Annotated in this window: 10 protein-coding genes; 9 read left to right on the top strand and 1 reads right to left on the bottom strand. The window is 40.4% G+C overall.

Annotated elements, in window-relative coordinates:
- Positions 1–33 precede the first annotated feature (33 nt).
- The 9 genes from AC0VYJ_RS19695 (at position 34) to AC0VYJ_RS19655 (ending at position 12122) form a co-directional block, all read left to right on the top strand.
- Positions 34–1092 carry an acyltransferase family protein gene (locus AC0VYJ_RS19695; protein ID WP_475365992.1) on the top strand — a complete coding sequence of 353 codons (1059 nt, stop codon included), beginning with the start codon at positions 34–36 and terminating at the stop codon, positions 1090–1092.
- 504 nt (positions 1093–1596) lie between these two features.
- Entirely contained in the window at positions 1597–4545 is a 2949-nt protein-coding gene (locus AC0VYJ_RS19690; protein WP_475365991.1) for a CDP-glycerol glycerophosphotransferase family protein, read from the top strand.
- 301 nt (positions 4546–4846) lie between these two features.
- Positions 4847–5851 (top strand): LacI family DNA-binding transcriptional regulator, encoded by a 1005-nt coding sequence (locus AC0VYJ_RS19685; RefSeq protein ID WP_475365990.1) that lies wholly within the window; start codon positions 4847–4849, stop codon positions 5849–5851.
- A gap of 201 nt (positions 5852–6052) precedes the next feature.
- Positions 6053–6808 carry a sugar phosphate isomerase/epimerase family protein gene (locus AC0VYJ_RS19680; protein ID WP_475365989.1) on the top strand — a complete coding sequence of 252 codons (756 nt, stop codon included), beginning with the start codon at positions 6053–6055 and terminating at the stop codon, positions 6806–6808.
- A gap of 42 nt (positions 6809–6850) precedes the next feature.
- Positions 6851–8131, top strand: coding sequence for an extracellular solute-binding protein (locus tag AC0VYJ_RS19675; protein WP_475365988.1), 1281 nt, complete (start codon positions 6851–6853; stop codon positions 8129–8131).
- Between the two features lie 55 nt (positions 8132–8186).
- A complete protein-coding gene (locus tag AC0VYJ_RS19670; protein ID WP_475365987.1) occupies positions 8187–9125 on the top strand; it encodes a carbohydrate ABC transporter permease in 939 nt (312 codons plus the stop codon).
- Entirely contained in the window at positions 9125–9946 is an 822-nt protein-coding gene (locus tag AC0VYJ_RS19665; RefSeq protein WP_283153465.1) for a carbohydrate ABC transporter permease, read from the top strand. Before AC0VYJ_RS19670 ends, AC0VYJ_RS19665 begins: the two co-directional genes overlap by 1 nt.
- A gap of 25 nt (positions 9947–9971) precedes the next feature.
- Positions 9972–11075, top strand: a complete 1104-nt coding sequence (locus AC0VYJ_RS19660) for a Gfo/Idh/MocA family protein (RefSeq protein ID WP_475365986.1) — start codon at positions 9972–9974, stop codon at positions 11073–11075.
- A 3-nt stretch (positions 11076–11078) separates the two neighbouring features.
- Positions 11079–12122, top strand: a complete 1044-nt coding sequence (locus AC0VYJ_RS19655) for a Gfo/Idh/MocA family protein (RefSeq protein WP_475365985.1) — start codon at positions 11079–11081, stop codon at positions 12120–12122.
- A gap of 99 nt (positions 12123–12221) precedes the next feature.
- On the opposite strand, the gene paaK is transcribed toward AC0VYJ_RS19655, so the two are convergent.
- A complete protein-coding gene (gene paaK / locus AC0VYJ_RS19650) occupies positions 12222–13562 on the bottom strand; it encodes a phenylacetate--CoA ligase PaaK (protein ID WP_475365984.1) in 1341 nt (446 codons plus the stop codon).
- Positions 13563–13703: the final 141 nt, after the last annotated feature.

The following is a 13703-nucleotide window of genomic DNA, read 5'->3' as shown; positions in this document are numbered from 1 at the left end:
GTATCAAGTCAAACCACAACGGGATGTGAGCTCATGCAGAGAACGAATCAAGGTCAAAGCGAAATCATTTTTCTAAGTGCGATTACTTGTTTATTTCTAATACTCGTTCATGTTTTGGAAATGCTTTTCTTTGGAGAAGGACAGTCATTGAATGAGATTAGCTCTATTACTTATCAACTCAGTCAATTTGGGATTGCGATGTTTGCAGTGATCGTTAGCTTATATCTATTTAAACCATCGCCGAAGAAGGAGAAGCGATTAGGTGCTTTTGAAGTTTCTAAGGTTATTCTTCTATTCGTTCTCTGGAGCCTTTTCTATCTTGTTCTTGCAAAAGTAGCCATGAACGTAGAGATGTTTACCGGTTGGAAAGATTCTATTCTTACTTTTGCCATGGGGGATTCATTCTATCACTTGTCTTTTATTTCAGTCGTTCTACAATTTCTTCTATTTCTCCCTTTACTGAAGCTTGTTCAAACTAAAGTTGGTTGGTCGATTCTATTAGTTATTACTGGACTGGTTCATTACTATTTCGTATCTCCAGTCTTAACGGAAGGTAATGCATTTCTGGCCCAAGACGGTTTGCTTTTGAAATGGCTTTTCTTCTTTGTTCTTGGAGGTTACTTAGCTCGGCACTGGGATTCTGTACAGAACTTTCTAGAGAAATTCAATCGATTCGGACTTGTACCATTGATTGGATTAATTGTTTTCGAGGTTACCTACTATTTGATGAATGGCTCTATCTATCAGGCAGAATGGTTTCTTATGATAACGGTGCCTGTGATAACGATAACCTTGGTAGGGATTTATCGATCAGTTAGAAAAGTGGTGCTGTTGGATATTTTCTTGCACTCCATTGGGGAAAACACAATAGGCCTCTATTTTATCTTTCCATTCATGATTTTCGCGTATTCAAGTATTTTGCCAGATGCGGTATGGCAAAAAGAATATATTGTACTTATCTTCACCCTAGTGCTTGGAACGTCGGTTTTCATTAGTAAGCTAGTAAGGTTAATTGTCATCAACATCGAGGGGATAAAAGGCCCTGTTGTTAAAACAAAGATGCTGAATCAACAGGAACTTGGAATTAATTAAACGTTTGATTAATCCATTCCAATGAACGTAAAGAACCCATCATATTTAGGTGATGGGTTTTTTTTGTATCAATATCTCCGTTAAAATTAGTGTGATAAGAAGCGGATCTCAATCTATGAGAATAGACACATGCATGACTAATTGACTAGTTTTTAGTCAGATATGCTTGAAAACGAATCTATAAGTGGTAATATTAACGTTATGTGTTGGTTATCATTGGTTTTAAATGGGTATAAATGGAATCCGAAAACGACTATCCAATCATTCGACTTTACATCTCTTTTAAGGGAGTAGAGTTTTTTACCGTTATTTCAATCAAACGATCTTTTGTTTTGAAAATAGAAAACGAGGTATTTTTTTAATTTATTCTTTGTAAAGAAATTGTAAATTACGTTCAGGCTATTGTTATGGATAAAGATCTATGATGCGTCTAGTTGAGTGTGAAAATAAATAGCTGTTTTTGCCTAATTAAAAGGAAAATTAATGGTACAAAGGAAGAGATATATGCTTGTTAAACGTCATCAAGTTGAAAAAAGAACTATTGCACTAAACGATGTGCGATGGGATGGAGAGATGTTAAGTTTCCAGATAAAAAATGAAGAAATTCATGATTTAGAATCTCTCAATCTATGTCTTATAAATCGTAAAAATGAAGAATATATTTGGCCGGATTTTAAACAAGAAAGAGTAGGTTCTTTTATTAATTTCAGCTTATTTAAAGAGAATTTCAGTGGGTTAAGCTCAGGAAAATGGGATTTCTTTATAATAAATGGTCGAAGTAAAAGTATGGATAGAAAGAGGATTGGTGTCTATCAAGCTCCGATAGCTTCTAGAGCACAAAGGTATTTGAAACCGATTGTTGAAATGGAGGAGAACTCTTGGATTCCTTATCTTACGGATCGGAATGAACTTTCCTTGCATATAGGGAGTATAAGTGAGTTAGAAAAAGTTAGTTTTGAAGTTGTTCATTTCCAAAGTCAGGTCATCTCCATGAAAGAAGAAGACAACCGTCTCATTCTACATATCAATCAGTACTTTCCTTCTTCACCAGTAATGGTTCACACGAATGATTTAACTTCCCGAAAGATCCCTTCATCTTATCATCCAGAAGATAAATCTGTAACAATGCATAATGAAAACACGAATGACTTTGTAAATGGAGAAGGTGAGCTTCAACTTCATTTTAAGCGTGGAAATATTCTTGAAGTTTATTCGTTAACTTTTGAGAATAGTCAAGTGACCCCAATCGTGCAACCTTTATCTACAAAAATAGTGAAGGGGCAGCTTCATGCTCAGAACTTACGTGTTACGCACGATAGCATCTTATTTGATGTTTCTACGAATTTCATCGAATATGCGAATGAAATTCAATTTTATTTGAAGAAACGTAAAAGAGATGAGATCGTGAATTTGGAGGTGTCCCGTCATTTACATGGTTCAGTGGAAGAAATCGGCGTGTCTATAAGCCAATTCAATGGATTATTTACTAACACAAGCCGTTGGGATCTTTTTGTTGAAATTCGGCACGCTAACCTAGTTGAGGTAAGAAGAGTCGGTGAGTATAATAACCCTCTCAACCACCTCGAACGGCATGTCGGTCATCTTCCTATAACGGAGGATCTTTATCTTTCACCTTATTTAACAAATGATCATGAATTTTCATTTTACGTTAGTACTGAGGAGCAATATTTAAAAAGTAAGTATCCTGGTAACGTTTCTCTTCATCGTTTGAATCTTAAACAAAATGGTGAACTGCAGTTGACGGCTACGGTTTCAATGAAAAGAATAAAAAGCTTCGAAGTGGAGGAGCTCGTCTTAAGGCTACGTAGTGATAAGAGTAAACGAGTAAGTGTACCTTATCATAAAGTGGTGGAAACGTCCGCTAATAAACAAAAAGTAAGTTTCCGCATTCAATTAAATGAAGTTGAATTTGAACAGTTTTATTGGGACTTTTTTATTTCAGTAAAAGTAAATAATCACGAGACGAGATTAATTAGAGTAGTTAGTGATAATTTACTTATTCATAAGCAATTGAAACATCGGATGGGGAAATACACTTTAAATCAATCCAATGGCTACATGATCTATCCCTATATCACGATTAATGGTGGGGTTAGTATCACTTATCGCTATAAAGGCGAATATGAGAGCATAAAGTACAAAATGAATGAGTACATTGCGTACTATTTGTATATCCTTTTCTACTGGAATGCGTTTTGGAAACCTACCTGGTTAATTCATGAGAAATATTCAGAAACAGCGCAAGATAATGCCTATTACTTCTTTAAACATTGCTTTGAAGAACATAAAGGTAAGAAGGTTTACTATGTTATTAAAAAAGGGTCTGAAGATGAACGCAATTTAATTCCTTATAAGGAACGAGTCGTTTATTTCATGAGCATTAAACACCTTTTCTTAATCCTATCTTCCAAAGTGATTGTTTCATCTGAAGCGAAGGGACACGGTTATGCCTGGAGGGTGGCTCGTGGACCGATTCGTGATTATGTGAATAGTAAGCGCTACGTCTTTCTACAGCACGGTGTGTTGGGACTGAAGAAGGTAGAAAATACGTTTAAGGTTGGTTCAGCGAATTCAGCTGATTTATTCGTTGTGTCCTCCGATTTTGAAAAGCAAATCGTCATGGACCACTTTGGATATAAAGCGAAGAACATTATTGTGACGGGCTTATCAAGATGGGATGTAGTAGAAGACCGTTCCCAAGAGCCAACCGATAGCGGGAAAAAAGAGGTCTTTCTTATGCCGACCTGGCGGAATTGGCTTGATGAAGTAGAAGAAGGCGAATTTGTGCTATCCGATTACTATAAAGCTTATAATGCTCTGCTAAACTCTAATGAGCTACATGACACGCTAAGGAAAAATAATTTGCTTCTCAATTTCTATGTTCATCCTAAATTCATGCCCTATGTCGCCCATTTTACTAGTGAAAATGAGCATGTAAGAGTCATTCAATTCGGTGAGGAAAAGATTAATGATCTCCTGATGCGCTCCAGTATGTTAATTACGGATTATTCCAGTGTCGCCTGGGAAATGTATTATCAAAAGAAGCCAGTGCTATTTTTCCATTTTGATTTGAGTAAGTATAATGAATTGCAGGGAAGTTATATGGATCTTAACAAAGAATTATTTGGAGATGTCGCATACTCTTCCGCAGCGTTAGTTTCAAAATTCGAAGAGTATGCGAGCACGAATTTCGCTGAAAAACCTGAAATTAGCAGCAAGCGATTTGAGTACTTTAACTATATTGATGATGGTAACAGCTCAAGGATCTTTTCTGAAATTAAGAAAAAAGAGAAAGAAGTAACAAGAAGAAAAACGCTCAAAGAAGTGTTGAAGAGCAGCGATGCTGTCTCCACAATGTGGAGAAGGTATAAAAAATACCCTATTGTTAATCAAGTAGGTGGCAAACTTCTCGCAACGTTAAGGTCACATTAATTTTGAGAGTCCAATGGTTAGGTTACGTTGGGCTCTTTTTTGTGGATTTGTTTAGAATGAATTTTAGATCCGAGGAGAGGGGGATCTAAGTATCGTAAGTGCATTCTAATTAATTTAATTAAATAAATTTTCTGAAATCTATTGAAGTTTGCCTATTTATTCTCTATAATGAGCATCAGTTGCAGGAAATAGATAATCGGTTCACTAAATGTAATCCATTACATTTTGCTTGAATTCTCACTATCAGCCATTTATAGTTTAAAATAAAGATACTATTTTAAACACTAGGGAGATAATTGAAATGGCGAATATGACAGATGTAGCAAAGCTTGCGAATGTATCAACAGCTACTGTGTCCAGGGTAATTCAAAATCCTGATGCTGTAAAAGAAAAAACGCGAATGAAGGTGCTTCAGGCAATTGAAGAGTTAAACTATCAGCCGAATGTTCTAGCTCGTTATTTTAGAAGAACTGAAACGAAGACCATCCTCGTTATGGTGCCTTCTATTGAGAATAATGTTTTTCCGCAAATGATTGCCGGAATTGACTTGGTCGCACATCAATCGGGTTACAAAGTGCTTCTTGGAAATACTTATCAAGATCCGGATAAAGCATACAGCTATCTTGAAGAGTTGAAGCAGAAACAGGTAGATGGGGTGATATTATTAACAACGAGGTTGGATAATAACGTTATTACTGACATCGCTGACAAATACCCTGTTGTGCTTACATCTGACTTTATTGCAGAACTCAACGTTCCTACTGTAGCCATTGATAATATTAGCAGTGCACGTAATGCGGTGGAGCATTTACTGCAGCTTGGACATCAACGAGTTGGAATGATTACAGGTCCGTTAGATATTCCGTTAAGTCGGGATCGGTTAAAAGGTTATCGACAGGCGCTTCTTGAGCGTGGCATAGGAATCGATGGGGTTCTTATTCAAGAGGGAGATCATCATTATGAATCTGGTTACAATCAGATGAATAAGTTTCTTGCACTGGAAAACCCTCCTACAGCTATATTTGCTGCAAATGATAGCATGGCGATGGGGGCCGTTAAAGCGGTTAAAGCTCACGGGCTTCGAGTACCAGAAGACATTGGGGTTGTTGGTTTTGATAATATCCAGTTCTCAGATATCTTTGAGCCGTCGCTTACGACAGTAGCGCAACCTTTTATGGAAATGGGACAAAGATCTATGGAACTCCTTTTGAAGCAAATTAATGGAGAGACCTTAACGAAAAAGCAGCACGTGCTTGATACGAAACTTATTATCAGAGATTCATGTGGTCATAAAAAGCAGGTTTAGTCTTAATGACTATTCTGTTTCACTGAAATGTAATCGTTTACTTTATGAGTGGTGGAGAAACCTTTGTTTCTAAGCTCATTAGCAATTAATTATATTCATAAATGTAATCCATTACATTTATGAAGTCGACTATTTCCAGGAGGTGAAGAACGGACTATCGGCTGAGGTAAACAAATCAACTATTTAAAGGAGAGATAGTAAATGGCAAATATACCTGTTGCAGTACAGATGTATACGTTACGTGAGGAAAGTGAAAAGGACTTTATTGGTACTTTGAAAAAGGTTTCGGACATCGGTTACCAGGGTGTGGAATTTGCAGGGTATTACGATATGTCTGCAAAAGATTTGAAGAAAGTAATGGATGACCTTGGATTAATGGCAGCTTCTAGCCACATTCCTCTCGATACACTAAAGGAAGATTTAAGTAGTGTGATTGCGTATCAGCATGAAATTGGGAGTACCAAACTTGTTTGTCCGTTTCTTGCACCTGAAATGCGAACAGAGGAAGGATATTCGGAGCTCATTCGAAGCTTGAATGAAATTGGACGAGAGTGCTCGAAAGAAGGTATCACGTTATGTTATCACAATCATGATTTTGAATTAGAGAGGCTGTCGAATGGTAAAACTGCACTTGAGACCATTTTAGATGAAACGAACCCAGAGTGGGTGAAGGCGGAGTTTGATATTTATTGGCTCACTCGGGCTGGGGAAAATCCGGTAGAGTGGATGAAGCGATATCAAGATCGCACGCCTCTTGTTCATTTGAAAGACATGACCACGGATGGGGAGCAATTCTTCGCTGAGCTCGGCACAGGAGGGGTTGACCTTAATGGAGTCCTCAATCAAGGCGATGTGTCTAACGTTGACTGGTGGATTGTTGAACAAGATAAATGTAAGCGCTCTCCTCTGGAAAGTATTGAAATGAGTATGAACTATTTCCTTAGTAAGCATTCTTGATCAGTTGCTATATAGTCATTACTACAAATTAGGGGGTAAAGCATGAAGAAAGTAACGGCTTTATTATCAGTTTTGGTGTTGTTGCTGTTAGCGGCATGTGGGGGGAACCAGGGAGCATCTGGAAGTTCTGATTCTGGCAACGGGGATGAGAAGGTAATTGAAGTTTGGCACATTGAAACGGGTGAACGGGAAAAGCTTTTTCAGGAAGTAGCGAAGCAGTTTGAAGAAGAACATGATGGTGTGAAGGTGAAGTTACTCCAAACACCAAACGATGCTTACAAGCAGAAATTAGCTGTCTCGATGTCAGGTGGAAATCCACCAGATATCTTTCAGAGCTGGGGTGGCGGCTGGTTGAAGCATTTCGTTGATCAGGGAAATGTGCAGGATATTACTGAAAATATCGATCAAGATCATTACTTAGAAATGGCATTAAATAACGGGACATTCGATGAAAAGGTGTACGGGGTTCCATTAGGTTTATCGCTCGATGTGATTTTCTACAACAAAGAAATCTTTGAAGAGTATGATCTTGAAGAACCAAAGACGTATGAGGAATTTACTGAAGTGATTAAGACGCTGAAAAAGAATGATGTGACGCCACTTGCGTTAACGAATAAAACGAAATGGCCAGGAGCGTACTATTTAATGAATTTTGCAAGTCGCATTGGTGGACCAGATTTATTCGAGAGCGCATTTAATCGCGAAGGACGCGGTTTTGATGACCCTGCTTATGTTGAAGCGGGTGAGTATATTCAAGATCTCGTCAAGATGGATGCATTTAATGCTGGATTTAACGGTATTCCTTACGATGAAGGCCGCGGTCGACAGCTCATGTACTCCGGGCAAGCTGCGATGATGGATATGACGATCTCTTTCTTAAATAACGTGAGAGAAGAAGCTCCACAGTTCGAGGAGAAACTTGGTTTCTTCGTATTCCCGACGATTTCAGGTGGGGAAGGAAATGAAACGCAAGTCGGTGGTGCCACTGGACCGGTTTGGTCAGTTGCAAAAGAATCTAAAAATCCTGATTTAGCAGCTGAGTTTATTCAAGCGTTAACGAGTAAAGAAACAGCACAGAAATTCACGGATCGCACGGGAACGCTGTCAGCTGTAAAAGATGTTGTTCCTGAGGATGAATTTGTAAAGCAGTTCTATGATGTAGCTCAGAATGCTTCTCATATTCAAATGCCTTATGACCAGACACTTCCTCCAGAGCTTGCTGAACTTCATAAAGATACGACGCAGGCACTATTCGGTCTATCAATGACGCCAGAAGAAGCAGCTAACAAAATGGAAGCCAAGGCAGAAGAGCTTCTTGAATAAGTGAAGGAGGGGATGAGTCCCCTCTTTCTTATCTACAGAAGGGAGAGCTTTACATATGGAAACAGCTGAAGTGGCGAGAAGAAGCGAGACGACGAGAGTGGCTCACGGAACGAAGAAGCGCAATATGAGAAAAGCGGTCACGATTGGTTTATTCACAGCGCCAGCCCTTATTATTTATCTTGTCTATGTGATTTACCCCATTTTATCTACATTAGGTTATAGCTTCTACAGCTGGGATGGAACGAATGATAAAACGTTTATTGGCCTCGATAATTACGTTCAATTATTTAACGATGCCGTCTTTTGGACTTCGCTTACGAACAATGCATGGGTTGTTCTGACGTCTGTCTTTGTCCAAATTCCACTCGGCATGATCATGGCGCTGATGCTGTTTGCACCAATACGAGGCATTCGCTTGTTTAGTAGCGTTTATTTTCTTCCATTCTTAATGTCTACGGTTGCGATCGGCCTCTTATGGGTGTATATGTTTGACCCAATCAACGGGATTATTAATCAGATTGTGAATTTACTTGGCTTTGAAAATGTAGCATGGCTTAGTGATGAAAACACATCGTTGATTGCGATCTTATTAGTAGTCGTTTGGCAGTTCTCACCTTTTTATATGATCCTATTTAAGGCAGCTATGGTCGGGATAGGAGAGGAACTCTATGAATCTGCCCAAATCGATGGAGCGAATTCCTGGCAGAAGTTCTTCCACATCACGTTACCTTTGCTTATGCCAACCATTGTGAGTTCATCCATTCTAGCCATTGTTGGATCCTTAAAGGCTTTTGATATTTTCTATATTATGACTGGTGGTGGACCGAATCACGCAACAGAACTGATGGGCACTTATATGTTCAAGCAGGCTTTTATTAACTTCAACATGGGCTATGCAAGTGCGATTGCGTTTCTAATGTTTCTCATTGCGCTCGTTGTTACTGTACTGATCCAAATCGTTGATTATAACCGCAAGAAGAAAGGGGCTTTCTAATGGTGCAATCACTCAGGAAGATGCCTTTGTATCTAATCGGATTATTGCTTTTGGTTTTCACTGGTTATCCATTTGTTTATATGATTTCGACCTCATTAAAAGATCAGAGCACTTTTTTTGAAAGACCATTCGCTATTTTTACCTCGATCGAGTGGGGTAACTACGCGGATGTATTCCAGATGGGGCTAACTCGTTATTTTTTAAACAGTATCCTAGTTTCGGTTGTGGCAGTTGTGGCAGTTATGTTAATTGCTGCTCTAGCAAGTTATCCATTAAGTAGAATGAATTTCAAGTTTAACCGTGGTTTGTTTCTTCTTTTCATATCTGGAATGATGCTACCAATTCATGCCACGCTTATCCCGATCTTTAAGCTGTCTCAAAATATGGGGTTGTATGATTCATTGCTAGCTTTACTTGGACCTTATATTGCTTTCAGTTTACCGATTTCGATCTTTATTTTAACGCAATTTATGCAAGAAATTCCGAAGTCATTAGAAGAAGCTGCTAAGATTGATGGTTGTTCTCATTTCGGTATTTTTTGGCGCATTATCCTTCCGATGTTAACGCCGGCTCTTATGACCGTTTTTATCTATAATTTTATTCATCTGTGGAATGAATTTATCTTTGCGCTCGTTCTCGTATCAAGCCCTGAGAACATGACCCTACCATTAGGATTACAAGATTTCTATGGAGAGTTTTCAGTAAATGTCCCTGGTTTGATGGCGGCATTAACACTTGCGAGTCTTCCGATGCTCGTTGTGTACCTGTTCTCACAAGAAAAAGTAGTAAAAGGACTAACGGGTGGTGCGGTGAAAGGTTAAGGAACTTGGAAAGGAGTGGGAGAGTATGGAGAAAATGAAAATTGGTGTCATCGGCTGTGGCAACATTAGCGACATTTATTTAACGAATCTTCGCGAGTATGCGAATCTCGAAGTGATTGCAGTAGCTGATCTGAATCACGAAAAAGCAGTTGAGAAAGCAGATAAATATGAGATTCCTCGTGTTCTGGATGTGGACGCCCTTTTGGCAGATCCGACCATAGAACTCGTTCTTAATTTAACGATTCCTGCGGCACATGCAGAAGTTAGTTTACGCATATTAGAAGCAGGAAAGCATGTGTATTCTGAGAAACCGCTAGCGATAAAGCTTGAAGACGGGCAAAAGGTTCTAGTGAAGGCGAAGGAAAAAGATCTTTTAGTAAGTGTTGCACCTGATACATTTCTCGGTGGTGGACTTCAGACGTGTAAGAAACTAATCGAGGATGGCGCAATAGGGGAACCAGTTGCTGCGACCGCCTTCATGCTGGGTCATGGACCGGAAAGCTGGCACCCTGATCCAGCCTTTTTCTATCGAGAGGGAGCGGGGCCGATGTTTGATATGGGTCCTTATTACTTAACTGCTCTCATTCATTTAATTGGCCCGATTCGTCGACTTACTGGATCGACAAGGATCACCTCGCCTGAACGGATGATTACAAGCGAACCGAAGTCTGGACAGACGATTAAGGTCGAGACGCCGACGCACGTTGCAGGCATTTTGGATTTTGAAAATGGCGCGATCGGTACGATCATCACGAGCTTTGATGTATGGGGAGCGAAAACTCCTTTTCTAGAAATCTACGGTACGAATGGATCGTTAAGTGTACCTGATCCGAATACGTTCGGCGGTCCGGTACTAGTAAGAAATGCGGGAGAAGTTGAATGGAAGGAAGTTTCCCTTACGCATGGATCGATTGAAAATAGCCGTGGGCTTGGTGTGGTGGACATGGTGAACGCTTTACGAGAAGAGCGGAAACCACGAGCAAATGGTGAACTTGCTTATCATGTACTAGAAACTATGCATGGTATACATGAATCTTCAGTGGAAGGTAAGCATTATGAGATGACGAGTAAGTGCGAGCAACCTGCTTCAATGCCGAGTGACATTTTATCTGAGACGATGGAGGGATAGGGAATGAAAAAAATGAAAGTAGCGGTTATCGGTTGTGGAAGTATTGCGAGACGGCGTCATTTGCCGGAGTACAATGCAGAGGAAAATGTGGAAATTGTAGCGGTGTGTGATGTGGTTAAGGAGCGCGCGGAGGATATGGTGAACTTGTATGGCGGCACGGCATATACTGATTATCTCACGTTACTTGAAGATGATGAGATTGATGCAGTGAGCGTGTGTTTGCCAAACGCGTTGCACGCACCTGTATCGATTGCGGCATTGAAAGCAGGGAAGCACGTTCTTTGTGAAAAGCCGATGGCGACTTCAATTGAGGAAGCGAAAGCAATGAATGAAGCTGCGGAGATAAATGGCAAAAAGCTAATGATTGCTCATAATCAGCGATTCGTCGCGTCACACGTGAAAGCGAAGGAATTGATCGAAGGCGGCGAGATTGGAAAGGTCTACAGCTTCCGCACAACGTTCGGTCATCCTGGACCTGAACGGTGGAGTATTGATGGAGCGGATAGCTGGTTCTTCGATAAAGAGCGAGCGTTTATCGGAGCGATGGGAGACCTTGGCGTACATAAATCAGATCTCATGCGCTATTTGCTTGGAGAAATTGTGGAGGTTGGCGCGTTTGTAGAAACGAAGGCGAAGGATAACACGGATGTGGATGATAATGCGGTGTGTATTCTTAAAACGGAGATGGGAGTGATTGGCACACTCGCAGCAAGCTGGTCTTACGTTTCTGGTGGCGATAATTCAACCGTAATCTATGGGGAAAATGCGGTGCTTCGCCTAGAGGATGATCCGGAGCATTCACTGGTTGTTCAGTACAAAAACGGTGATGTTGTGAAATATGAGCTTCAGAAAATCCAAACGAATGAAGCGGCCGGACAGCAAACGACGCACGTGGTTGAGAATTTCGTGGATTGTATTGCGAACGATACCGTACCAGCCGTGAGTGGTGAAGAAGGGATGAAATCGTTGCAGGTGATTTTAGCTGCACTGGAAGCGAATGAAACGAAGCGAGTGGTTGAGGTAGAGGGTGAGCGGGCGGTTATTTAGGGGGTGAGTGGTATGTTGGTGCGCGGTGCCTGTCACCACCCGAACTATGTCACTAAATGTCGAACAGGCTGACGAGATGAATCGTCAGCCTGTTTTGAATTAATGAATAGAAGTTTTAGGAATAATTTTTGTACGGGCATCTAGCACTCGCTTTGCTTTTCCTTCGGAGCGAGGTATTGAGTGTGGTTCTTTCAATTGGATATCCACTGATATAAGCGTTTTCATTTTAAGAGTTTTTCCAAGACTCTCAACAAGATTCACCGCCATAGGATGGTTAAAATTCATCTCTAGCTTCTTATAAAACTCCTGCTCTACTTCGACATGCAAGGTTACGTGATCTAAGTGGCCTTTTTTCTGCAAGTGGATTTGATAGTGCGGGACGAGTTCTTCTAGATTACATATATACCGTTCGATTTCAGAAGGAAAAACGTTAACTCCTCTGATAATGAGCATATCATCAATACGTCCTTTTACACGGCTCATTCTTGTGGTTGTTCTGCCGCAAAGACACTTTTCTCTCGTAATGGATGCGATGTCACCTGTTCGGTATCTGATTATTGGAAGAGCTTCTTTTGTAAGGCTTGTGAAAACCAGTTCGCCGTATTGTCCCTCGTCGACTTGATCGAGAGTATCAGGGTTAATGATTTCAGCGATAAAATGATCGTCTGCGATGTGGAGTCCATTCTGACATTCTGCACATTCCATTGCAATGCCCGGTCCCATTACTTCACTTAAACCATAAATGTCCGTTGCTTTCAGATGGAATAATTTTTCGATCTGAAATCTCATTTCTTCCGACCATGGCTCTGCGCCAAGAATGGCGTATTGTAATGAAGTTGAAGCTGGATCAATGCCTTGCATCATCATCGCTTCTCCAATGTTAAGGAGATAGGATGGAGTGGAGCAAATGATTCTGGGCTTAAAATCTTGAATTAGGGTAATTTGATTAGCTGTATTTCCGCCTGATATCGGGACTGTTGCGCAGCCAAGTCGCTCTGAGCCTGCATGGAGACCGAGACCACCTGTGAACAGTCCATATCCGTAGGCGTTATGAAGGATGTCTCCCTTTTGTCCGCCTGCGAGTGTGATTGATCTTGCAACAATATCGGCCCAATTTTGAATATCATTCTTTGTATAAGCGACTACGGTAGGTTTACCGCTCGTCCCAGATGAAGCATGGATGCGGACAACTTCGTCCATAGGACAGGCGAGCATCTTGAAAGGGTAATTTTCTCTTAAGTGATGTTTCTTTGTAAATGGAAGTCGTTGCAGATCGTCGAGTGACTGGATATCAGCTGGGGTTATATGTATGTTCTTAAAAGTCTCGTGGTAGAAAGGGATGTTCTGGTAGGCGTGTCTGACTGTTCGTTTTAATCCTTCTAATTGATGGTCGTGCATTTGAGCGTTGCTCCAAGTTTCTCGTTCAGAATAAATTGCCATACGGTAGCCTCCTTGCATGATACAAAATAAACGACTGAGAGTATAAGTGTCATATTAAAGGTACCTTTTTATGGAAGCGTGGTCAATGAGATTTAGTGGAATTGTGTCTTTGGTCGTGGTGTGGAGGATGGTGCCTGTCAC

It is taken from the genome of Anaerobacillus sp. 63XJN7_5_ISO-PGPR-S23-430, assembly GCF_056173695.1.
This window is presented reverse-complemented; position numbering and strand designations above follow the sequence as displayed.

Bases quoted from the DNA above. Each gene is read 5' to 3' on its own strand.
- AC0VYJ_RS19665 (WP_283153465.1), top strand. From the start codon at position 9,125: ATGGTGCAATCACTCAGGAAGATGCCTTTGTATCTAATCGGATTATTG.
- AC0VYJ_RS19655 (WP_475365985.1), top strand. From the start codon at position 11,079: ATGAAAAAAATGAAAGTAGCGGTTATCGGTTGTGGAAGTATTGCGAGA.
- AC0VYJ_RS19675 (WP_475365988.1), top strand. From the start codon at position 6,851: ATGAAGAAAGTAACGGCTTTATTATCAGTTTTGGTGTTGTTGCTGTTA.
- AC0VYJ_RS19670 (WP_475365987.1), top strand. From the start codon at position 8,187: ATGGAAACAGCTGAAGTGGCGAGAAGAAGCGAGACGACGAGAGTGGCT.
- AC0VYJ_RS19660 (WP_475365986.1), top strand. From the start codon at position 9,972: ATGGAGAAAATGAAAATTGGTGTCATCGGCTGTGGCAACATTAGCGAC.
- paaK (WP_475365984.1), bottom strand. From the start codon at position 13,562: ATGGCAATTTATTCTGAACGAGAAACTTGGAGCAACGCTCAAATGCAC.
- AC0VYJ_RS19695 (WP_475365992.1), top strand. From the start codon at position 34: ATGCAGAGAACGAATCAAGGTCAAAGCGAAATCATTTTTCTAAGTGCG.
- AC0VYJ_RS19680 (WP_475365989.1), top strand. From the start codon at position 6,053: ATGGCAAATATACCTGTTGCAGTACAGATGTATACGTTACGTGAGGAA.
- AC0VYJ_RS19690 (WP_475365991.1), top strand. From the start codon at position 1,597: ATGCTTGTTAAACGTCATCAAGTTGAAAAAAGAACTATTGCACTAAAC.
- AC0VYJ_RS19685 (WP_475365990.1), top strand. From the start codon at position 4,847: ATGGCGAATATGACAGATGTAGCAAAGCTTGCGAATGTATCAACAGCT.